Consider the following 20,840-nt stretch of genomic DNA (forward strand, 5'->3'; position numbering starts at 1 on the left):
GGCTCGCCAGCTGCCTTGGGATCAGGGCGCTGGGTGTCGAAAGGTTGGACTGGCTGAGCAGACTCTGAGGCATGGCCGGTCTGGGCATTCCGCTGCGCTTCAGGGTCCGGTCTTGTGCTTTGGGCCGCATCGTGGGCCAGGGCGGGGCCCGTGAGCGATGAAGCCGGGGCGGACTTGGCCTTGCTGTTGAGCAGCCCAGCACCGTGGAAGCCGCCGCTCCAGGTGACGGGCGCCGTCGAATCCCTGAACCCGGCCCTCAGCAAGTCCGGCATGCTCAAGAAACGCCGTGACCGGACAGCGGCAAGGGCAGCGACAGCAGGGGACGATTCCACCCTCAGTGCTCTCGACTGCCCTGTTTCTTCCATAAAAACATCCTGTCAGGGGGGTACGACAGTTTTAGCTGACAATGGAAGACGGCCCCAGCCGCCCAAGAAAATAAGACAGTTATGCCGAGGTGAGAGCAGCCAACGCCATCTGTTCCAGGATGGGCCTGGCTGACTTGGCGGCAATTTTCCTGCCGTGGTGGCGCACTGAGTGGGGTGTGGAGTTGATCAAACCAAAGGCTGCGTGCGCCCGGACGCGGAGGCCGGGGACATCGGCGTCCGTATGGATACGGGCAAGGACGTCCACCCAGGTTTCAACGTAACTCCGCTGGAGGGACCTGACTTCCGCTTGGTCGGCGTCGCTGAGACTTCCGAAGTCGCGGTCCTGGACGCGGATGACGTCGGGATTGCTGAGCGCGAAGTCAACCTGGAACTGGATAAGGCCGTTCAGGGCGGTCAGGGGATCGTCCGACTCTGAGACCACCCGTGATCCACCATCCAGCAAGTCCCTGCTGACGCTGAGGAGAAGTTCGCCGAGGACTGCTTGCTTGCCGGGAAAGTGCCTGTAGACGGCGGGTCCACTGACGCCCGCTGCGGCGCCGAGATCCTCGAGCGATACGCGGGTAAAACCGTTCTCCGCAAAAAGTCCGGCGGCAGCGGACAACAACGCAAGTCGTCGGACTTCCTTGGCCTGCCCACGTTGCGTGGCGGCGGCACGGGTGCCGTTGTTGCTTGCTTCCGGACCTCCGGTCACTTTTCCTCCTTGGCGCCAGGGCGGACCCGATACTCGCGGGATCGGCTGTGCTGGACATCACAGTTAATAAAGACTAACCTAAATTTCAGTTACGCGGCACTAACCGAAATGGCCTGTGGCCGGGAATGGAACAGGGGTCAATGGAGACAATTGCCAGCCTGATGGGAACCGCCGGCGGCACCTTTGAAGTCAACCAGGAGGCGCAACTGGCCTTGGTGGCAGAACTGAAGGAACGCCTGGCGACGGCGGCCCTCGGCGGCCCGGCCACGTCGCGTGAGCGGCACATCGCCCGGGGAAAGCTTCTCCCGCGGGAACGCATCGACTACTTGCTGGATGACGGCAGCCCGTTCCTTGAGATCGCACCGTTGGCTGCCAATGGCATGTACAACGACGATTGCCCGGGCGCCGGGGTTATTGCCGGCATCGGATTGGTCCATGGACGCCATGTCCTGGTGATCTCCAACGACGCCACAGTCAAGGGCGGCACCTACTATCCCATGACGGTCAAAAAGCACCTGCGGGCCCAGGAAATCGCCTTGGAGAACAAGCTCCCGTGCATCTACCTCGTGGATTCCGGGGGAGCCTTCCTGCCCAAGCAGGACGAGGTCTTCCCCGACAAGGAGCACTTCGGTCGGATCTTCTATAACCAGGCCAGGATGTCCGCGGCCAAAATCCCGCAGATTGCCTCCGTCATGGGGTCGTGCACGGCCGGCGGCGCCTATGTACCCGCCATGAGCGATGAGACGGTCATTGTCCGGAATCAGGGCACTATCTTCCTGGGTGGCCCGCCGCTGGTCAAAGCCGCTATTGGCGAGATTGTCACGGCCGAGGAGTTGGGCGGCGGGGACGTCCATTCAAGGATTTCCGGGGTCACCGACCACCTGGCCGAGAACGACCAGCACGCGCTGGAGATCGTTCGGGACATCGTGGCGACGTTACCTAAGCCGGCACAGCGGGCATGGGATATGTCCGACGTCGTCCTGCCGCCCGTCGTCGATCCTTCCGGGATCTACGGTGTGGTTCCCACGGACGTCAACGCCCAGTACGACGTCCGCGAAGTCATCGCGAGGCTCGTGGACGCTTCCGAATTCCACGAGTTCAAAAAGAACTACGGCACCACGCTAGTGACTGGATTCGCGCACCTCCACGGGCATCCCGTAGGCATCGTGGCCAACAACGGCGTCCTCTTCAGCGAATCCTCGCTCAAAGGCGCCCACTTCATCGAGCTCTGCGATCAGCGCGGCATCCCGCTGATCTTCCTGCAGAACCTCTCCGGCTTCATGGTGGGCAAGGACTACGAGCAAGGCGGCATCGCCAAGAACGGCGCCAAAATGGTCACCGCAGTGGCTACAGCCCGGGTACCCAAGCTGACGGTGGTCATCGGTGGTTCCTTCGGCGCGGGTAACTATTCCATGTGCGGCCGCGCGTATTCGCCGCGGTTCCTCTGGATGTGGCCGGCCGCGAGGATCTCCGTGATGGGCGGAAATCAAGCGTCGAGCGTGCTGGCAACGGTCAAAAGGGATCAGTACGAGGCCTCCGGCCAGGAATGGTCTGTTGAGGATGAGGAAGCCTTCAAAGCCCCTATTAAGCAGCAATACGAAGAACAAGGAAGCCCCTATTACTCCACCGCAAGGCTGTGGGACGACGGCATCATCGACCCCGCTGACACTCGGCGCGTCCTGGGGATGGCCTTGGACGTTGTCTCCCGCCAACAACTGCCCGAGACCTCCTTCGGCCTCTTCAGGATGTGACCATGACGCTGCCCACAACAACCACAGCCCCACCCGCCCCGGCCGTCGCTGCCCGAACCTTCAGCGCCGTCCTCGTTGCCAACCGCGGAGAGATCGCCTGCCGCGTCATCCAGACACTGAGGGAGATGGGCATCCGCTCCGTCGCTGTGTACTCGGACGCTGACAAGGATGCCAGGCATGTGGCCCTCGCCGATACCGCCGTCGCCATCGGTGGCACGGCACCAGCCGAAAGCTACTTGAAGATCGATGCCATCATCGACGCATGCCGCCGCACCGGAGCTGAAGCGGTCCACCCGGGCTACGGGTTCTTGTCGGAGAATGTGCAGTTCGCCAAGGCGCTTGATGCCGCAGGAATCACGTTCATTGGGCCGGGCATCAATGCCATAGACGTCATGGGCGACAAGATCCGTTCCAAGAACCACGTCATGACCTACGGTGTTCCCTGCGTTCCCGGCATCGCACAACCAGGACTTAGCGATCAGGAACTGATCGACGCCGCAGCGGCCGTAGGTTTCCCCCTGCTGATCAAACCGTCCGCAGGTGGTGGCGGCAAGGGCATGCACGTGGTGGAACGGGCTGAGGACATGGCGTCCACGCTCGTAACAGCGAGGCGCGTGGCAGCATCCGCATTTGGCGACGACACCCTTTTCCTGGAACGGCTCATCAGCACGCCCCGGCACATCGAGGTCCAGGTGCTGGCAGACAACCACGGGAATGTGATCCACCTCGGAGAGCGCGAGTGCTCACTCCAGCGACGCCACCAGAAGGTCATCGAAGAAGCGCCGTCGGCCCTTTTTGAGTCTCTGCCCGACGCCGCGGAGCAGCGGGCCCGCATTGGCGAGGCGGCCTGCAACGCGGCACGTTCGGTCAACTACAGCGGTGCCGGTACTGTCGAATTCCTGGTGTCCGACGAACACCCCGACGAGTTCTTTTTCATGGAGATGAACACCCGCCTGCAGGTGGAGCATCCCGTCACTGAGATGGTCACTGGCATCGACCTCGTTGAATGGCAGGTGAGGATCGCCGCTGGTGAGGTGCTCACCGTGGCGCAGTCCGACGTCGTTCTTCAAGGCCACGCCGTGGAGGCGCGCGTCTACGCCGAGGTGCCGGAGCGGAACTTCATGCCATCGATGGGTCGGATCGTGGCGCTCTCAGAGCACGGCCCCTCGGATGCAACCGTTTCGGGCCGGCAAACGGCGCAGGCAAATGTCCGGATTGATTCGGCCATGCGCAGGAACCTGAAGATCACAGGGGACTACGATCCCATGCTGGCCAAGGTCATCGCATGGGGTGAGGACAGGTCGGCGGCGCTGGATACCCTTGACGCTGCCCTGGGCCGGTACACGCTGCTTGGCGTGGATACGAACGTCGAGTATCTGCGGTTGTTGATCAACGATTCCCAGGTCCGCGCCGGGCAGTTGGATACCGGGTTGATCGAGCGCAAACTTCCGTCGATGTCCTTCCGTCACGCCGGTTCCGACGAACTGATCGCTGCCGCGCTCACGCTGTGGCTGGAGCGCACAGGATCGACGCCGGCGGGGGACGCCTGGGCAACGCCGGACTCCTGGCGTATTGGTGCCCGGGGCGCCTGGACCGCCACGTTGGGGACTCCCGGAGGCAGCTTTGCCACGGTGTCCGTCACCGAAGTGGACGGTACCGTCACGGCAAGCATCGACGGCGGGCCGCCGATTAACGTCCGGCTAGCGGACCGCAGCGTGGACGGGATTGCCCTGGAGTTCGACGGCGGCCTTGTCACCTACGCGGTTGGCGTGGACCCACGCGGGCAGAACGGCGTTAGTCAGCTGGGCAGTATCCGCGAAATCTACATCGGCACCGATGGCTGGTCCTGCCGGCTCGAGGTCCTGAACCGTGCCGAGCGCCTGCGGCGGATGCTTGCGGGCATACAGCGCGACGAAGGGGCAGCGGACCCGGAAGTGCGCTCGCCGATGCCCGGAACGGTGGTGTCGGTGTCGGTAGCCGATGGCGAGACGGTGGAAGAAGGCCAGGTGCTCCTGGCCGTCGAGGCCATGAAGATGGAGCATCACCTGGTGGCGTCCGTCGCTGGAACCGTCCACCTCACCAGCAAACCCGGCGACCTGGTCAAGGCCGACCAAGTGCTCGCCACCATTCACGTGGACGCAGAGACCACAAGCACAGACAAGGAAATCCGGCCATGAGCACTTTTGAACTCAATGAGGAGTACCAGGACCTCAGCGACTCCGTCCGCGAGTTCGCCGACGAGGTTGTCGCACCCGTGTCCGCCAAGCATGACGAAGAGCACAGCTTTCCCTATGAGGTTGTAAAGCAGATGGGGGAGATGGGCCTGTTCGGCCTGCCGTTCCCCGAGGAATTCGGCGGAATGGGTGGCGACTATTTCGCCCTCGCACTGGCATTGGAGCAGCTGGGACGGGTGGACCAGTCGGTGGCCATCACCTTGGAAGCCGGTGTCTCGCTGGGCGCCATGCCCGTGTACCGATTCGGAACGGACGCGCAGAAAGAAGAATGGCTGCCGCAATTGGCGTCGGGACGTTCCCTGGCCGGGTTCGGCCTGACCGAGCGCGAAGCAGGGTCGGATGCGGGCGGCACCAAAACCAACGCCCACCTGGAAAACGGCGAGTGGGTTATCAACGGCAACAAGGAGTTCATCACCAACTCCGGCACGGACATCACCACCCTGGTGACGGTCACGGCAGTCACGGGCCAGAAACAGAACACGGATGGCAGCACCAAGAAGGAGATCTCCACCATCCTGGTGCCAACGGACACGCCCGGTTTCAGGGCGGAAAAGCCGTACAACAAGGTGGGCTGGAACGCTTCGGATACGCATCCGCTCACTCTGGACAATGTCCACGTTCCTGAAGCCAACCTTCTGGGTGAGCGCGGCCGGGGCTATGCCAACTTTCTTTCCATCCTTGACGAGGGCCGTATCGCCATTGCCGCTCTGGCTACCGGTGCAGCCCAGGGGTGCGTGGACTTGTCCGTGAAGTATGCCAAGGAACGCAGCGCCTTCGGACAGAACATCGGCAAGTACCAGGCCATCCAGTTCAAGATCGCCCGGATGCAGGCCAGGGCCCACACCGCCCGCCTTGCCTACTACGATGCCGCCTCCCGAATGCTGGCAGGGAAGCCGTTCAAGACCGAAGCTGCCATAGCTAAGATGGTCGCAGGCGAGGCAGCCATGGACAACGCGCGGGACGCCACCCAGGTGTTCGGCGGCTATGGTTTCATCAACGAATTCACGGTGGCACGTCATTACCGGGATTCCAAAATCCTAGAAATCGGGGAAGGCACCACCGAGGTCCAGTTGATGCTGATCGCGCGCGAGCTGGGTCTGTAACCGTACGGGAAGGATCAAGGATGATTGACAAGGTTGTTGCCAGCGCCGCGGAAGCGGTGAAGGACATTCCGGACGGCGCGTCTTTGGCTGTGGGAGGGTTCGGACTCTGCGGTATTCCCGTCTCCCTGATCGAGGCCCTTCACAGCCAAGGCACCACTGGTCTTGAGACTGTCAGCAACAACTGTGGCGTGGACGACTGGGGCCTGGGCATTCTCCTGAAGGACGGCCGCATCCGCCGCACCATTAGCTCGTACGTGGGAGAGAACAAGGAATTTGCCCGCCAGTACCTGGCGGGGGAGCTGGAAGTAGTCCTCACCCCGCAGGGAACTTTGGCGGAGAAGCTCCGCGCCGGTGGCGCAGGTATCCCGGCCTTCTACACCAAGGCCGGTGTGGGAACCCAGGTGTCGGAGGGTGGGCTTCCGCAAAAGTACGACGCCGAAGGGAACGTTGCGCTGGCCTCGTCCCCTAAGGAAGTCCGCACCTTCAATGGCGCCGATTACGTCCTGGAGGAGTCCCTGACGCCGGATTTCGGTTTGGTTCACGCATGGAAGGGTGACCGGCACGGCAACTTGGTGTTCCATGCAACGGCCATGAACTTCAACCCGCTCTGTGCCATGGCGGCAAAGACCACCATTGCCGAAGTGGAGGAGCTGGTGGAACCCGGCGAGCTTGACCCTGAGCATATTCATACGCCGGGAATCTTCGTCCAACGGGTGGTGCTGGCGACCTCCAGCGAGAAGCGGATCGAAAAGCGGACCGTGGCGCTGACCCCCGGTACGGGCACAAACCAAGCGGTCACAAGCCAGACAGGAGCGGAACGATGACCGACAACACGTTCCACGACATTCCGCCCCGCCCGGAAGCCGTCCGGCACGAGTACCGTCGCGCCGACGTCGAACATCACGAGGCCAAAGGCTGGACCCGCAACGAACTGGCCGCCCGCGTAGCCAAGGAGCTCACCAACGGCCAATACGTGAACCTGGGAATCGGGATGCCCACCCTGATCCCCAATTACATCCCTGACGGTGTGGAGGTCATCCTTCACTCCGAGAATGGGATCCTGGGCGTCGGTCCTTACCCTGCCGAGGACAAAATTGATCCGGACCTCATCAACGCGGGCAAGGAAACGGTCACCACGAATGCGGGGGCCGCGTTCTTCGATTCGGCGGCGTCCTTCGGCATGATCCGCGGCGGGCACGTGGACGTCGCTGTGCTGGGTGCCATGGAGGTGGCTGCCAACGGGGACCTCGCCAACTGGATGGTTCCCGGCAAGATGGTAAAGGGCATGGGTGGCGCCATGGACCTGGTGTTCGGTGCCAAGAAGGTCATCGTCATGATGGAGCACGTGGACCGCAGCGGCCGACCGAAAATTGTTCAGGACTGCACGCTGCCCTTGACGGGTAAAGGGTGCGTAGACCGGATCATCACCGACCTGGCCGTCATCGACGTCGTCAAGGACCAAGGGGACCCGCGACTGGTCCTTCGTGAACTGGCCCCCAATGTCACTCTTGAGGACGTCCTCGCAGCAACCGGGGCCGACCTGTTCGAGGAAGACCAGGAGCTCACCGTATGACCCGGGTTGTTGAGCAGCGGGGGCTGTACTTCGACGAACTCGAAGAGGGCGTGATCTACGCCCATAAGCCCGGGCGGACCGTTACTGAAGCGGACAACGTCCTGTTCACCACCATGACCATGAATACCCAGGCGCTGCACCTGGACGCGGCGTGGAGCTCAACCCAGCCTTTCGGGCAGCGGCTCATGAACTCCATGTTCACCTTGTCCACCATGGTGGGGCAGTCGGTGACCCAGCTGACCCAGGGCACCATCATCGCGCAACTGGGGCTGACCGATGTCACCTTTCCGCACCCGCTGTATCACGGAGATACCCTGTACACGGAAACGGTGATCACAGGAAAGAGGTTGTCGACCTCCCGACCCGGTCAAGGCGTGGTGACCATGCAGCACACTGGCCGTAACCAGGATGGGGCGGTGGTGGCGCTGGCCACCCGGACGTGCCTGATGTGGACGAAGGAAGCGCACGCCGCGCAATCCTGACCCACCATTTCCAACTCTCTGTAGGACACCAGCAGCAAGGACCTCCATGCTTTCTTATGACGCGACTCCTTTCACCATGGGTCCGGCCCTCTTGTTCTGCCCCGCCGACCGCCCTGAGCGATTCAGTAAGGCCGCTGATCGTTCCGACGCCGTCATCCTGGACCTGGAAGATGCCGTAGCTCCTGCGGACAAGCTGCAGGCACGCGAAGCGATACTTGAGCAGTCCGGTACCGGGGGACTGGAACCAGGCCGAACCATTGTGCGGGTCAACCCGGTGGGGACGCCCGAGTTCGAGCTCGACCTTGAAGCCCTGGCCAAGACGCCCTACCGGACGGTCATGCTGGCCAAGGCGGAGAGCGCGGAGCAGCTCAAGGCCTTGGCCGGCTATCAGGTCATTGCCCTATGCGAAACCGCGGCGGGCATCGTCAACGCCTCAGCTATCGCCGCCGAGCCCAACGTCGTGGGGCTCATGTGGGGTGCCGAGGACTTGCTGGCGTCACTCGGTGGCCTCTCCAGCAGGAACGACGACGGCGGGTACCGGGCTGTCGCGCTGCACTCACGGTCCGCGGTCCTGCTTGCCGCAAAGGCTGCGGGAAAGGAAGCCATCGACTCCGTATACGTGAACATCCCGGATCTTGACGGACTGTCGGCAGAATCCCACGACGCCGTAGCCAGCGGTTTTGGCGCCAAGGCCTGCATCCACCCCAACCAAGTGGCAGTAGTTCGTGGGGCCTATGCTCCCTCCGCAGAAGTGGTGGCCGAAGCCAGTGAGCTCCTGGAAGCAGCGGCAGCGGCAGGCACGGGGGTGTTCCAGTTCAAGGGAAAGATGATCGACGGGCCCATCCTCAAGCACGCCCAAGCGACACTCCGCCGGGCAAAGCAGCCCGTCCCAGGGACAGTCCGTCCAACGAACTGACAGTTGATGCCCATGTTTCGCGGAAACATGGGCACCAACTGGCAACTCGGCGGGTGTGCGGAGCGTTAGGTGAGTACCGACGTCGTGATTTCCGAGAGTTCAACTACCGCCGGCCGCGCGGCAGTGCTCGTGATGGCCACCGCCTGCCCGCTCTTGGCGGATTCAAGCACCGATTCCATGACTTCCAGCGCGTGGAAGGCCAGTTGTCCGCCCGCACGCGGTTCCTGGCCCGCAGGGGTCGCTGCGAGGTCGGCGATTCCGAAGCCACGGCCCGAGTCCACGTAGCCGGCCGAAACGGGGAGCGTCTCCCAGTCCTCGGCACCCAGCGCGAAAAGCTGTACATCGCCGTCGAAGTGGTTGGGGTCCGGGACGATCAGCGACCCCTTTTCCCCGTGGATCTCTATGTTGGGGCTCTTGGTCTTGACGGCGTCAAAACTCATGAACAGGGTGGACAAGGCGCCGGATGCATGGACAAGAACGCCGGTGACATGCGAGTCAATGTCCACTGGCACCGTCTGTCCCTGCCGCGGGCCCGAACCGATGGTGCGTTCGTTCCGGGTATGGCTGGCAGCCCCCACCACCGACACCACGGGGCCCAACAGCGTGACCAGGGCCGAGACGTAGTAAGGCCCCATGTCCAGCAAGGGACCACCGCCGGGCTGGTAATAGAAGTCGGGGTTGGGATGCCAGCGCTCGTGCCCCGGAGTTGCCATCGTGGCCGTTGCGGAAACAGGCGCTCCGATCAGGCCGTCGTCGATTGCCTTGCGGGCGGTCTGGATCCCCGTTCCCAACACGGTGTCAGGAGCGCAGCCCACAGCAACTCCAGCCGCTGCGGCAGCGGACAGGACGTCCCGGGCCTCCGCCGTGGTGGCAGCCAGTGGCTTCTCGCCGTAAACGGATTTGCCGGCGGCGATGGCTTTCAGCGCGATGTCGGCGTGGGCCGCAGGGATGGTCAGGTTCAGGACCAGATCCACGTCATCGGCGGCGAGGAGTCCGTCCACGGTCAGTGCCCGGACGCCCTCGTATGAGTCGGCGACGGCCTGTGCCCTCGCCGGGTCCAGGTCTGCGACGGCCACCAGGTTGATGGAATCGAGCCGACGGAAGTTGGTCAGGTACTGGGAGATGATGGCGCCACAGCCAATCACTCCAACGTTCAGCGGCTTGCCCACAGCATGCCCCTTTCAACGATCGTACGGACGTTGCTGTCCTGGAGGATTTCCACGCGGTGGCCGGGAGTGCAGACGAAGATTCTGCCTTCACCCCACTGACGGGTCCAGATGGCAGGCGAGGTGACCTCACGGTTCCAAGGATCCCAGTCCCGAACTTTTTGCGTGGTGGTGGCCAGGACGTCAATGTAGTCGTCGGACAGGACCCAGTACTGCTCCGTGACGAGGTCGAAGTCGCTGATTCCCTGCGTAATGGGGTGATCGGCCGCAGTGGGCAACATGTTCACGGTGTAAGGGACGTAGTTATCCGACTGCTCGCCGATCCGCTGGTCCGCGTGCTTGCCGGGGTGGCAGGCAAACTGCCCGCCGATCAGGTGCAGGTAGTCCGAGTTGTTGCGGTAGGAATCGGCGATGCCCCCGTGCCAGCCGGCAAGGCCCGTACCGTTTTCGACGGCAGCGCGGAGACCCTCGAATTCGTGCTTCTCGATGGTCGTCATGGTCATGCATTGCACTATGAGGTCCACGCCCGCCATGTACTCGGAGTCGGCATAGATCTTAGGGGATTCTTCCACCCGCACGTCGTAGCCATTGTCCCTGAGGAAGGGAATGAACAGTTCGGTGGCTTCCACCGGTTGGTGGCCGTCCCAGCCGCCTCGAACCACCAACGCTGCTTTGTTCTCGCTTGTCATGTTTTCCTTTCAGACTTTCTGCCAGCGGCTTGAGTTATCCGCGCTCGCCTCGACTGCGGCCAGAACCTTTTGGACCTGCAAAGCGTCAGCGAACGACGGCGACGGCTGCTCGCCTGCGCTGATGGCGGTCACGAGGTCCACCACCTGATGCGTGAAGCCGTGCTCGTATCCCAGCCCGTGGCCGGTGGGCCACCAGTTGCCGACATAGGGGTGGGAAGGTTCGGTGACCATGATTTTTCGGAAGCCCGCGTCAGGTTCCAAGGCGGCATCGTAAAACTGCAGGGAGTTCATGTCCTCGAAATCGAAGGCCAGCGACCCCTTCGTGCCGTTCAGTTCCAGGCGCATGGCGTTCTTGCGGCCCATGGCAAACCGGGTAGCTTCGAAGATGCCGATGGGGCCGGAAGCGCCATTGACGCGTGAGCCTGCGTCAGCGCCGTCGTCGTGGTTGGCCTCAAAACGGGCGGTGAACAGCGCCGCGTCGTCCACCGTCACTGGCCCTCGAGGACCATCTGCGCCGCCGTGGCCACCAAGCCCCACAAAGTCTCCGCCCACCGGGCGTTCCTCGACGAACGTCTCCAGCAAGGCCGAGACGCCGCTGATGTTCAGGCCGGTGATCCATTGCGCGGCGTCGATGCTGTGCGCGCCGATATCGCCCAGTGATCCGGAGCCGGACTTGGATTTGTCCATCCGCCAGGTCAGTGGCGCATCGGCGTCGCTGAGCCAGTCCTGCAGATACTGTGCGCGGACGTGCCGGATGTTGCCCAGCCGGCCGTCGTCCACCATCCGCTTGGCCAGCGCCAGGGCAGGCGTGCGGCGGTAGCTGAAGCCGCACATGGAGAGAACCCCACGGCCGGCTGCCGCCTGGGCCACTGCCGTCATCTTCTCCGCTTCCTCCACGGAATTGGCCAGTGGCTTCTCGCAGAGGACATGCTTTCCCGCTTCCAGAGCGGCGATGGCGATCTCCGCGTGGGTGTTGCCGGGCGTGCAGATATCGATGAGGTCGATGTCTTCGCGCTCAATCAGACGACGCCAGTCAGTTTCGGCTGAGTCCCAACCAAATTTGCTGGCTGCTGCACGGACACCGGCTTGGTTGCGGCCAGCCACGGCAGTCAATTCAGGCCTCAGCGGCAGGTCGAAGAAGCGCGGCGCGGTCCGCCAGGCGTGGGAGTGGGCGGCTCCCATGAATGAGTAGCCCACCATGCCTACGCGCAAGGGCTGTGGCTGTTTCATGTGTGGTCCCTTTCTACTGGCGGCAGCCAGTTATCTGCTGAAGCCGGCGGTCAGGCCACTGAGCAATTGGCGCCGTGCAACGACGTAAATCACCAGCAGCGGGAGCGTGGCCAGGACAACCGAGGCGAGCACTGCAGGAATGTTGACGCTGAACTCACCTTGGAAGGTCCAGAGCGACAACGGCAGAACGCGTGTGTCCGGGCTTTGGGTCAAGATCAGCGGGAACAGGAAGCCGTTCCACACATGCAGTGCGTTGTAGATGCCAACCGTGATGACAGCGGGCTTGGTCATCGGCAATGCCAGGCGCCACATCATGGCCCAGTCGGAGCAGCCGTCCAGCCGCATCGACTCAAAAAGCTCGTTGGGTACGTCCCTCATGAAGTTGGAGAGAATAAGCACGGAAATAGGGATGGCAAAGGCAATCGAGGGCAGGATGAGTGCCAGCAAGGTGTCGTACATTTGGGCTTTGGTGATCATCCAGTAGATCGGGATGATCGTGGCATGCAGCGGAATGGCCAGGCCCAGGAGGAACACGTTATTGGTCCAACTCAGGAACTTCCCTTTGCCGCGCACAATTGCGTACGCGGCCATGAAGGCCACAAAGAGGGCTGGAACCACGCTGCCCACCGTCACGATCAGGCTGTTGGTGAAGTACTTGGCGAACTCGTTCTCCACGACCAGCTTGTAGTTATCCAGCGTTGGTTCCGCCGGGGGCATCAGCGGATTGGAGGTGAAGAAGCCTGCCTGGTTCTTCAAGCTGGTGATCACCACGTAGTACACGGGCACAATAATGACCGCGAGCCAGAGCCAGCCACCCAGTCCTCCGAGGAAGTTGGGCCGCGAGCGGCCCATCTTCTGCGGACGACGGCGGTCGGCCGCCGGTTCGGGCAGCGTTGCCGGTGGTGTGGGGAGTTGTGTGGTGGAAGCCATTACGCACCTTCCAATTGGCTGGCGTTGCGGTTCTTGCCGCCGAGTCGTTGAAGAAACAGTGCCAGGGCCAGCCCGATGACCACCAGGATCACTCCCAGCGCGCTCGCCGCGCCCATGTCGTTCGCTTTGAAGCCAGTGAGGTACATGTGCAGCGGCAACAGCCTGGTGGAATAGCCGGGGCCGCCCGCGGTCAGCACGAACACCAGGTCGAAGTACGCCAGGGATCCCACCACCATGAGGGTGGAGGAGGTGATGATGGTGTACTTCAGTTGGGGAAGCGTGATGTTGAGGAACTGCTGTATGCGGCCGGCACCGTCGATCTGCGCGGCTTCGTAGAGGGAAGCGGGGATCTGGCGGACACCGCCTTGGTAGATCAGGGTGTGGAACGGAACAAACTGCCACGCGATGACGAAGACCACCACGAACAGGACCAGATCGGAGTTGCCCAGCCAGTCCTGCGCCAGGAACGGCAAACCCAAGCCGGGGCCGAGGCCGAAGTTCGGGTCCAGCAGTGCCTTGAAGGCAATGGCCACAGCGGCAGAGGAGAGCAACAGCGGAACGAAGTACAGGACGGCCAATGCGGCACGGTACTTCTGGTTTGCTGCGGTGAAGACGCCCAACAAGAGACTGATGGGTGCCTGGACGATGAAGGAGAAGAACATGATCTTGGCGGTGACCAGCAAGGCGTTGCCCGTCACAGGATCGGCCAGGACGGTGTTCCAGCTGGACAGGCCGTCGAGCTTGATCTCGCCCAGGCCATCCCAGCGGGTAAAGCTCAGGAACAGGACTCCCAGGAGCGGGAGGATGGCGAACAGCATGAAGAACGCGAGCGCCGGGGCGGCCAGCCACCCCGACGGACCCTTCTCGAGGGTCCGTCGGGACAGTTGTGCCCGGGCGGTCCGGCGGTGCGCAGTAGTGGACGACACCGGGCTACTTTCCGATCGTTGCGTTCATGGTGGAAGCGAACTGTTCCGGGGTGATCTTCTTCAGGAAGATCTGGTCCAGGTTGGCCAGCATGGCATCGCCTTGCGCAGGGCTGAGGGCCTGGTCCCAGGACAGGGTGAAGTCCGGTGCATCTTTGGCGAGTCCATAAACGTAGGTCAAAAAGTCCTTGTCAGGGGATGCCGCCAGTTTGTCTTCAATTCCGGTAACCACGGGTACGGCTCCTGAGTCGATGAGGCCTTGGACGTTCTCATCGGTGAACATCCCGTCCTTGACGTACTCAAGGGCCGTCTTCTTCTGTTCATCGGTGGCCTTGGAGGAGACCGACCAGAAATTGGTGGGGTTGCCCACAACGTTGGCAGGGTCGCCCTTGCCTCCCTCGACGGTGGGGAAGGGGGTGTATCCGAGCTTGCCGCTGGTGACGAAGTCCGCTGCGTCTTTCTTCATTCCTTGGTAGATCCAGCTGCCCTGCAGGATCATGGCGGCCTTGCCGGTGTAGAGCAGGGCCTGGTCGGCGTTGCTGTCCGCGGCTATGGAGGAGAACCCGTTGATGAAGCCGCCTGCATCCACCAGTTCCTGGATTTTGCTCAGTGCTTCGATCACGGCGGGATCAGACCAGGCACCGGGTTTGTTGGCGGCAATGTTGGCGAACACTTCCGGGCCGCCGATGCGGTCTACCAGGTATTCGAGCCACATGAGGTCCGGCCACTTGGACTGCCCACCCAAGGAGAAGGGGGCCACGCCTGCGGCCTTGAACTTGGGGACCAGGGCCATGAGTTCGTCCCAGGTCTTGGGTGCCTCCGCGCCGATCTTGTCGAAGACTTCCTTGTTGTAGTAGAGAACTACGGGCTGCACTTTGTTGTTGGGGAGGGCGTAGGTCTTGCCGTCGATGACGCCGCTTTCCAGGATGGAGGGCAGGTAGCGGTTTTGGACTTCCGGGTTTTCCTTGAGGAATCCCGTGAGGTCATCCACCTGGCCGGCATCAACGTAGGACTTCAGGACTCCGCCGCCCCAGCCGTAGACGAGGGTGGGCCCCTGGCCTGCTCCGACGGCGGTGCGGACTTTGGTCTTGTACGCATCGTTGGCGAAGAAGTCGAGCTTGATGGCCGAATCGGGGTGTGCTTTGTTCCAGGAGTCCACGGCTGCCTGGACTACGGGCTGGTCGCCGCCGGTGAGGCCCCACATGGTTGCCGAATCTCCGGAGGCTCCTGTTCCGGCCGGTCCCGAGGACCCGCAGGCTACGAGTGCGATCGACAATGCGGCTGCAGAAACGGCCATTCCGGCGGTGCGCAACTTGAGACTATTCATGTGCAGTTTCCATTCGTCCTTCGGGCTCGACGCTGATGGCCCGGTTGTTCGTGTAAAAGCCACACTCCGCGGTGTTGGGGATCAGCTTCGATCACCCTTTCCGTCGACTTTTTCGAAATGTTTCGAAGGTCCTTTCGGAAGTGCCCACCAAACCTAGTCGTGAGGCACGTCACCGTCAAGGGCCAATTTCCAGGATTTTCCGCGGCCATGGGAGTCGTCTTGACGCGTGGGCCGACGACGATGCACACTGTCTGCAACCGAAACTTTTCGAAAGCGAAAACTGTGAGCACCGACGATCGACCCTCCAAGCTGACCCTCTCTGCCGTCGCGCAGGAGGTGGGGGTATCCGTGCCCACGGTCTCCAAAGTGGTCAACGGGCGCGGGGATGTAGCGCAGGCAACCCGGGCCCGCGTGCTGGCGGCACTGCAGCGCACGGGCTATAAATCTCCCCTCCAGCGCAAAAGCAATCCGGTGCAGCGGACTGTCGAAGCGGTTTTTGATTCCCTCAATTCGGCCTACAACATGGAGGTCCTCAAGGGGATCATGGAGCAGGCAAACGTCTCCGACATGGAGGTAATCCTGTCCGTGACCGGTCTCCAGGCGGCGCCTCCGCTGGGACCGGAAGAACGGGCCCAACGCATGGTCGATGAAGGCCGCAGCGGGATGATCGTGGTGACCTCAGCTTTTGGCACAGCCCACTTGGAGGCCTTCCAAAGGCGTCAAATTCCCATTGTGGTGATCGACCCCCTCAACCCGCCGCCGGCCGACTTGTTCAGTGTGGGCGCCAGCAACTGGGCCGGTGGCAAAGCAGCCGCGACTCACCTCCTGGGACTGGGGCACCGGCGGATTGCGTACATCGGCGGCCCTGCCACCGCCGAATGCAGCCAGGCCAGGCTGCACGGTTACATGGCCGCACTCATGGCCGCAGGCATCACGGTCGAACACGAATACGTATCGGCAGGCCCGTTCCGGCCCGAGACCGGGGCTGCCGCCTTCAAGTCCCTGTTGGCGCTGGAGGATCCGCCCACGGCAGTCTTCGCCGGGAGCGACAGCATCGCCATGGGGGTGCTGGCCGAGGCCCGTAGGCAGGACGTGCGGATTCCCGAGGAAATGAGCCTGGTGGGGTTCGACGGTACCTACCAAGCTGAAGAATCCACGCCGCCCCTCACCTCCGTGAGCCAGCCGCTACAAGAGATAGGGCGATCGGCGTTGAACTTCATCCTTCGCCAGATGCAGGGCGAAGACATCGACTCCCGGCGCGTGGAACTCGCAACACACCTGGTTGTCCGGGAATCCACGGCACCGCCCGTGGACGTGCCCTCACGGAAGAAGGCGGCGTCGCGGGCTTAGCTGCACGGGTCCAATGGCGTCATACAGCCACACGCGCACCCAGCGTTCGCCGGTCTCGCGGAACTCCGCACGGCTGGCGAAACGGTACAGATAGCTGCGTGCGCGCACCCAACGGGGGCGTTCGCCGTCGAACGGATCATGGCGAAGAAGCCCCAGCGTGGGCTTGTCTGCCTCCAGCAGCTTGTCGAGGAAAGCGTAGAACCAGTCCTCGTGCACAGTCCGCAGCGGCAGGAACCACATCAGCCAATCCAGGCGTAGATGGTACGGCGCCCATTGCCGCGGGAGCCGCCGCACCTCGCCGGGCTTGCCCTTGAAGCCGTACTCGAGCCAATGCTCATCCGCGGCGTCCGGCTCCTCGGCCAGTGTGCCCTCAACCACGATCTCGATCCGCTGCTTGGTGACCGTCCCGAACGCCCCATAGGCGTTGACCAGACGCCAACGGTTGAAGCTGGCATTCATCAGCTGCCGGCTGGAGAAAAGGTTCAGGAGCGGCTGGTAGCTCAACACCAGCAACACCACAGTCACCAGCACGACGACGGCGAGCCACCACACCGGGGTATCGGCGCCAGGGTGCCAGTCCAGCGGGATGAACGGAAAGAACGCGTGGGCGAGGGGGTCGCTGACGGCCGCGAAGGCAAGGATGATCGCCGCCCAGTTCAACCAGGCAAAATTCCCGGTGCCTACCAGCCATAGCTGGGTCGCGATGATGATGCCTGCCGCAATGCCGGCCAGGGGCTGTGGCGCGAAGAGGAAAAACGGCACCACCAGCTGTGCGAAATGGTTGCCCGCCACTTCCACTTTATGCAGCGGACGCGGCAGGAGATGGGCTTGCCTGCTGAGCGGGCCCGGCATGGGCTGTGTCTCATGGTGGTAGAACATAGCCGTCATGTCGCGCCACTCGCGGCCGCCCCGGATCTTGATCATGCCCGCCCCGAACTCAAGCCGGAAAACCAGCCACACAATGAGGATCAGGATGGTGGTGGGCGGGGGAGTCTGGTCCGAGCCGAGGAAGGCCACGGTAAACCCGGCCTCGAGAAGCAGGATCTCCCAGCCGAAGCCGTAGAACGTCTGGCCGACATTGACGATCGACATGTAGAGGAACCACAGAATCAGAAATGCCAGCATGGGCAGCCATGGAGGGCCCGTTTGGGGGAGACCGATCACGAGCAAGGCAGCGACGCCGATCCCCGTCCAGCACACCCACCCCAGGAGCGCATCGGAGTAATACCAGCGGAAGAGGGTGGGCCTGGCCAGTCTGCGGGCCATGGCCCGGAACGCCGGCACCGGCAGCAGCCCGCGCTCGCCGAGGAGTGCAGGAAATTGGTTCATGGTGGAAAGAAAGGCAACCAGATACAGCGCAGCCGTGCCGCGCTGCAACACCTGCCGGGCGAACTCATAGTCCCGCGCATCAAACCAGGACAGCCACTCCACCTTTCCACCGTACGCGTGGGCTGTGGATGGTCAAGCGATGCAGGATTTCCCAGTATCGTCCCTGCTCCGTTCGCCGCTCGCGTTACTGGCTGGGATACTTGGAGAATGCAGCCGCGCAAGATCGTCATCCTCGGGTCCACCGGTTCCATCGGCACACAAGCGATTGACGTCGTCGATGCCGCCCCGCACCGTTTCGAGGTGGTGGCGCTCAGCGCAGGTGGAAGGAACCTAGAACTCATCGCCCGGCAGGCGGTCCACACCCGGGCGCGGGCTGTGGGCATCGCCCAGGGAGATCCCGCGGTTTTGCGGCAACTGATTGACGCGGCAGCCTCGGCTGCGGGGGTGCCACATTTTGCGACGGAGATCTTCGCCGGCCCGGACGCCTCCACCCGGATCGCAGCCATCGAGTGTGACGTCGTCCTCAACGGCATCACCGGTTCCATTGGCCTGGCACCTACCTTGGCCGCGCTCAGCACCGGCGCAACGCTTGCACTGGCCAACAAGGAATCACTGATCGTGGGTGGTGCCCTGGTTAAAGCCGCGGCCCGGCCGGGACAGATTGTGCCTGTTGACTCTGAGCACTCCGCCATCGCCCAGTGCTTGCGGTCCGGGACCGAGCAGGAAGTTGAGAAGCTGATCTTGACCGCATCCGGCGGTCCGTTCCGCGGGCGCACACGCGATCAGCTTCATGGGGTCACACCGCAGGAAGCGCTGGCCCACCCCACTTGGGACATGGGCCTGATGGTCACCACCAACTCCGCCAGCCTGGTCAACAAGGGCTTGGAAGTCATTGAGGCGCACTTGTTGTTCGATGTTCCCTTGGACAGGATCGAGGTGGTGGTCCACCCTCAGTCGGTGGTTCACTCCATGGTGCAGTTTGTGGACGGTTCGATCATTGCCCAGGCATCACCCCCGGACATGCGCCTTCCTATCGCGCTGGGGCTGGGCTGGCCGGATCGCGTCCCGCGTGCTGCCAAGCCCTGCGACTGGACCAAGGCCACCAGTTGGACGTTCGAGCCCTTGGACACCGTGGCATTCCCCGCAGTGGACCTGGCCAAGGACGCTGCCAAACAAGGCAGCACCTTCCCGGCAGTGTTCAACGCCGCCAATGAGGAGGCCGTCCAGGCGTTCCACGCCGGGCGTATCCGCTTCACGGACATCGTGGATACGGTGGAGTCCGTCCTCAGTGAACATTCAGGCTCCTCCGAGCTAACGGTGGAGTCCGTGCTGGATGCTGAGAAGTGGGCACGCGCCCGCACCCTTGATCGTTTAGCCAGCAGCGCCCTGTAGCTCAGAACCCTTATGGAAGCAGTCCCACCGGCATGAGTCCCGTCCTTCTCTTCATTCTCGGAGTCGTCTTCGTCGCCATCGGCGTCGCCGTTTCCATCGCGCTGCACGAGGTAGGCCACCTGGTGCCGGCGAAGCTCTTCAAAGTCCGCGTCACCAAGTACATGATCGGCTTCGGCCCCACTCTCTGGTCCAGGAAGAAGGGCGAGACCGAGTACGGATTCAAAGCCCTTCCACTGGGTGGATACGTCTCCATGATCGGCATGTACCCACCCAACAAGGTGGACGGCGCTGTCCGCCCTTCCAGCACCGGGATGTTCCAAACGCTGGCCACAGAAGCGCGTTCCATGGCGCATGAAGAAGTGGGGCCGGGGGACGAGAACCGCGTCTTCTACAAATTGCCAGTATGGAAAAAGATCATTGTCATGCTCGGTGGCCCTGCCATGAACATGATCATCGGGTTGATCCTGTTGGCCGTCCTGCTCATGGGCTTCGGCACGGCGCAGGCGACCACCACCATCGCGGACGTTTCCAAATGCCAGGTTGCCGCTGGCGAAACTGTGGACCCGGACTCAGCGGACTGCAAACCCACACCGGCAGCAGCCGCAGGGCTCCAACCGAACGACACCATCACGTCCTTTGACGGAAAGACCGTCACCAGTTGGGACGAACTGACCGGATGGATCCGTGCCTCGGCAGGCAAGGATGTGGCCATCACCGTGCAGCGCAACGGTTCTCCAGTGGAGACCACCGTGACCCCGGTGCTCTCGTCCCGGCCCGTGGTGGGCTCCGATGGGCGGCAGGCGCAGGACGCCAACGGTGTTCTGCAGTACCAGGAAGTCGGCTTCCTCGGGATCGGCGCCCAAAGCGCATTGGTTCCCCAGCCGGCGTCGGCCGTTCTCCCCATGGCGGGAGAGAACATCAAACAAATTTCCGGTGTGATCTTCAACCTGCCGGCCAGGGTAGCCGGAGTGGCGAAAGCAGCCTTCAGCGAGGAACCCCGGGATCCGAACGGTCCCATCAGCGTCGTGGGTGTTGGCCGGGTAGCCGGCGAAGTCGCGGCCATGGAACAGGTTCCGATGCAGGCCCGCATCGGAACCCTGATCGGGCTGCTTGCAGGGCTGAACTTCGCCTTGGCCATCTTCAACCTCATCCCCTTGCTTCCCCTCGACGGCGGCCATGTGGCCGGGGCTTTGTACGAGGGCGCACGGCGCCAGGTGGCCAGGTTGAGGGGAAAGCCGGATCCGGGTTCGTTCGACATTGCGAAACTGTTGCCGCTGACCTACGTGGTGGCTGCGCTGCTGATGGCCATGGGTGCCCTGCTGATCTACGCGGACATCGTGAAGCCCGTCAACATCTTCGGCTAAGCCA

The 20,840-nt window shown here is 62.7% G+C and carries 18 protein-coding genes and 1 pseudogene; 10 read left to right on the forward strand and 9 right to left on the reverse strand.

The features are described from left to right. Together ABIE35_RS20335 and ABIE35_RS20340 are read right to left on the reverse strand one after the other, a co-directional pair. A pseudogene (locus ABIE35_RS20335) lies at positions 1 to 365 on the reverse strand (hypothetical protein); the annotation flags it as partial. Positions 366 to 444: 79 nt separating this feature from the next. Next, positions 445 to 1,077: an SACE_7040 family transcriptional regulator gene (locus tag ABIE35_RS20340; RefSeq protein ID WP_089594350.1), complete on the reverse strand. Its 633-nt coding sequence runs from the start codon at positions 1,075 to 1,077 to the stop codon at positions 445 to 447. A gap of 140 nt (positions 1,078 to 1,217) precedes the next feature. On the opposite strand from ABIE35_RS20340, the gene ABIE35_RS20345 reads away from it, so the two are divergent. From ABIE35_RS20345 to ABIE35_RS20375, 7 genes are read left to right on the forward strand one after another with little or no spacing between them, the layout of a single operon-like run. Then, the gene (locus ABIE35_RS20345) at positions 1,218 to 2,828 is read left to right on the forward strand and encodes a carboxyl transferase domain-containing protein (protein WP_354517707.1); all 1,611 of its coding nucleotides are present in this window, start codon (positions 1,218 to 1,220) and stop codon (positions 2,826 to 2,828) included. A 2-nt stretch (positions 2,829 to 2,830) separates the two neighbouring features. After that, a complete protein-coding gene (locus ABIE35_RS20350; RefSeq protein WP_354517708.1) occupies positions 2,831 to 5,005 on the forward strand; it encodes an acetyl/propionyl/methylcrotonyl-CoA carboxylase subunit alpha in 2,175 nt (724 codons plus the stop codon). Next, complete coding sequence (locus ABIE35_RS20355; protein WP_354517709.1) at positions 5,002 to 6,165, forward strand: acyl-CoA dehydrogenase family protein; 1,164 nt, start codon at positions 5,002 to 5,004, stop codon at positions 6,163 to 6,165. The genes ABIE35_RS20350 and ABIE35_RS20355 overlap by 4 nt, the downstream gene beginning before the upstream one ends. A gap of 20 nt (positions 6,166 to 6,185) precedes the next feature. Next, entirely contained in the window at positions 6,186 to 6,989 is an 804-nt protein-coding gene (locus ABIE35_RS20360; protein ID WP_354517710.1) for a CoA transferase subunit A, read from the forward strand. Next, positions 6,986 to 7,738, forward strand: a complete 753-nt coding sequence (locus ABIE35_RS20365; protein WP_337341041.1) for a CoA transferase subunit B — start codon at positions 6,986 to 6,988, stop codon at positions 7,736 to 7,738. Before ABIE35_RS20360 ends, ABIE35_RS20365 begins: the two co-directional genes overlap by 4 nt. Then, complete coding sequence (locus tag ABIE35_RS20370) at positions 7,735 to 8,220, forward strand: MaoC family dehydratase (RefSeq protein WP_354517711.1); 486 nt, start codon at positions 7,735 to 7,737, stop codon at positions 8,218 to 8,220. The genes ABIE35_RS20365 and ABIE35_RS20370 overlap by 4 nt, the downstream gene beginning before the upstream one ends. 46 nt (positions 8,221 to 8,266) lie before the next feature. Next, the gene (locus tag ABIE35_RS20375; protein ID WP_354517712.1) at positions 8,267 to 9,136 is read left to right on the forward strand and encodes an HpcH/HpaI aldolase/citrate lyase family protein; all 870 of its coding nucleotides are present in this window, start codon (positions 8,267 to 8,269) and stop codon (positions 9,134 to 9,136) included. Positions 9,137 to 9,201: 65 nt separating this feature from the next. Here the strand turns inward: ABIE35_RS20375 and ABIE35_RS20380 are convergent, their stop codons facing one another. The 6 genes from ABIE35_RS20380 to ABIE35_RS20405 are packed head-to-tail and all read right to left on the reverse strand — an operon-like array spanning position 9,202 to position 15,401. Further along, on the reverse strand, positions 9,202 to 10,305 hold the full coding sequence (locus tag ABIE35_RS20380) for a Gfo/Idh/MocA family protein (protein WP_354517713.1): 1,104 nt from the start codon (positions 10,303 to 10,305) through the stop codon (positions 9,202 to 9,204). Next, positions 10,290 to 10,991 (reverse strand): ThuA domain-containing protein, encoded by a 702-nt coding sequence (locus ABIE35_RS20385; protein WP_354517714.1) that lies wholly within the window; start codon positions 10,989 to 10,991, stop codon positions 10,290 to 10,292. Before ABIE35_RS20385 ends, ABIE35_RS20380 begins: the two co-directional genes overlap by 16 nt. A 9-nt stretch (positions 10,992 to 11,000) precedes the next feature. Next, positions 11,001 to 12,221 carry a Gfo/Idh/MocA family protein gene (locus ABIE35_RS20390; protein WP_354517715.1) on the reverse strand — a complete coding sequence of 407 codons (1,221 nt, stop codon included), beginning with the start codon at positions 12,219 to 12,221 and terminating at the stop codon, positions 11,001 to 11,003. A 30-nt stretch (positions 12,222 to 12,251) separates the two neighbouring features. Beyond that, positions 12,252 to 13,151 (reverse strand): carbohydrate ABC transporter permease, encoded by a 900-nt coding sequence (locus ABIE35_RS20395; protein WP_354517716.1) that lies wholly within the window; start codon positions 13,149 to 13,151, stop codon positions 12,252 to 12,254. Continuing rightward, positions 13,151 to 14,077, reverse strand: coding sequence for a carbohydrate ABC transporter permease (locus tag ABIE35_RS20400; RefSeq protein WP_502921403.1), 927 nt, complete (start codon positions 14,075 to 14,077; stop codon positions 13,151 to 13,153). The genes ABIE35_RS20395 and ABIE35_RS20400 overlap by 1 nt, the downstream gene beginning before the upstream one ends. Before the next feature lie 4 nt (positions 14,078 to 14,081). Continuing rightward, positions 14,082 to 15,401: an extracellular solute-binding protein gene (locus ABIE35_RS20405; protein WP_354517717.1), complete on the reverse strand. Its 1,320-nt coding sequence runs from the start codon at positions 15,399 to 15,401 to the stop codon at positions 14,082 to 14,084. A gap of 282 nt (positions 15,402 to 15,683) precedes the next feature. On the opposite strand from ABIE35_RS20405, the gene ABIE35_RS20410 reads away from it, so the two are divergent. Further along, positions 15,684 to 16,751: a LacI family DNA-binding transcriptional regulator gene (locus ABIE35_RS20410; protein WP_354517718.1), complete on the forward strand. Its 1,068-nt coding sequence runs from the start codon at positions 15,684 to 15,686 to the stop codon at positions 16,749 to 16,751. Here ABIE35_RS20410 and ABIE35_RS20415 read toward each other — a convergent pair. Next, positions 16,722 to 18,182 (reverse strand): lipase maturation factor family protein, encoded by a 1,461-nt coding sequence (locus tag ABIE35_RS20415; protein WP_354517719.1) that lies wholly within the window; start codon positions 18,180 to 18,182, stop codon positions 16,722 to 16,724. The two genes, ABIE35_RS20410 and ABIE35_RS20415, sit on opposite strands and share 30 nt — an antisense overlap. A 105-nt stretch (positions 18,183 to 18,287) precedes the next feature. On the opposite strand from ABIE35_RS20415, the gene dxr reads away from it, so the two are divergent. Together dxr and ABIE35_RS20425 are read left to right on the forward strand one after the other, a co-directional pair. After that, complete coding sequence (gene dxr, locus ABIE35_RS20420) at positions 18,288 to 19,472, forward strand: 1-deoxy-D-xylulose-5-phosphate reductoisomerase (RefSeq protein WP_354517720.1); 1,185 nt, start codon at positions 18,288 to 18,290, stop codon at positions 19,470 to 19,472. A 32-nt stretch (positions 19,473 to 19,504) separates the two neighbouring features. Next, positions 19,505 to 20,836, forward strand: coding sequence for a M50 family metallopeptidase (locus tag ABIE35_RS20425; protein WP_354517721.1), 1,332 nt, complete (start codon positions 19,505 to 19,507; stop codon positions 20,834 to 20,836). Positions 20,837 to 20,840 lie beyond the last annotated feature (4 nt).

Source organism: Paenarthrobacter sp. 4246, from assembly GCF_040546855.1.
In the GTDB taxonomy this organism is placed as follows: domain Bacteria; phylum Actinomycetota; class Actinomycetes; order Actinomycetales; family Micrococcaceae; genus Arthrobacter.

Bases quoted from the DNA above. Each gene is read 5' to 3' on its own strand.
- ABIE35_RS20350 (WP_354517708.1), top strand. From the start codon at position 2,831: ATGACGCTGCCCACAACAACCACAGCCCCACCCGCCCCGGCCGTCGCT.
- ABIE35_RS20360 (WP_354517710.1), top strand. From the start codon at position 6,186: ATGATTGACAAGGTTGTTGCCAGCGCCGCGGAAGCGGTGAAGGACATT.
- ABIE35_RS20370 (WP_354517711.1), top strand. From the start codon at position 7,735: ATGACCCGGGTTGTTGAGCAGCGGGGGCTGTACTTCGACGAACTCGAA.
- ABIE35_RS20405 (WP_354517717.1), bottom strand. From the start codon at position 15,401: ATGAATAGTCTCAAGTTGCGCACCGCCGGAATGGCCGTTTCTGCAGCC.
- ABIE35_RS20390 (WP_354517715.1), bottom strand. From the start codon at position 12,221: ATGAAACAGCCACAGCCCTTGCGCGTAGGCATGGTGGGCTACTCATTC.
- ABIE35_RS20375 (WP_354517712.1), top strand. From the start codon at position 8,267: ATGCTTTCTTATGACGCGACTCCTTTCACCATGGGTCCGGCCCTCTTG.
- ABIE35_RS20355 (WP_354517709.1), top strand. From the start codon at position 5,002: ATGAGCACTTTTGAACTCAATGAGGAGTACCAGGACCTCAGCGACTCC.
- ABIE35_RS20385 (WP_354517714.1), bottom strand. From the start codon at position 10,991: ATGACAAGCGAGAACAAAGCAGCGTTGGTGGTTCGAGGCGGCTGGGAC.
- dxr (WP_354517720.1), top strand. From the start codon at position 18,288: ATGCAGCCGCGCAAGATCGTCATCCTCGGGTCCACCGGTTCCATCGGC.
- ABIE35_RS20425 (WP_354517721.1), top strand. From the start codon at position 19,505: ATGAGTCCCGTCCTTCTCTTCATTCTCGGAGTCGTCTTCGTCGCCATC.
- ABIE35_RS20395 (WP_354517716.1), bottom strand. From the start codon at position 13,151: ATGGCTTCCACCACACAACTCCCCACACCACCGGCAACGCTGCCCGAA.
- ABIE35_RS20345 (WP_354517707.1), top strand. From the start codon at position 1,218: ATGGAGACAATTGCCAGCCTGATGGGAACCGCCGGCGGCACCTTTGAA.
- ABIE35_RS20365 (WP_337341041.1), top strand. From the start codon at position 6,986: ATGACCGACAACACGTTCCACGACATTCCGCCCCGCCCGGAAGCCGTC.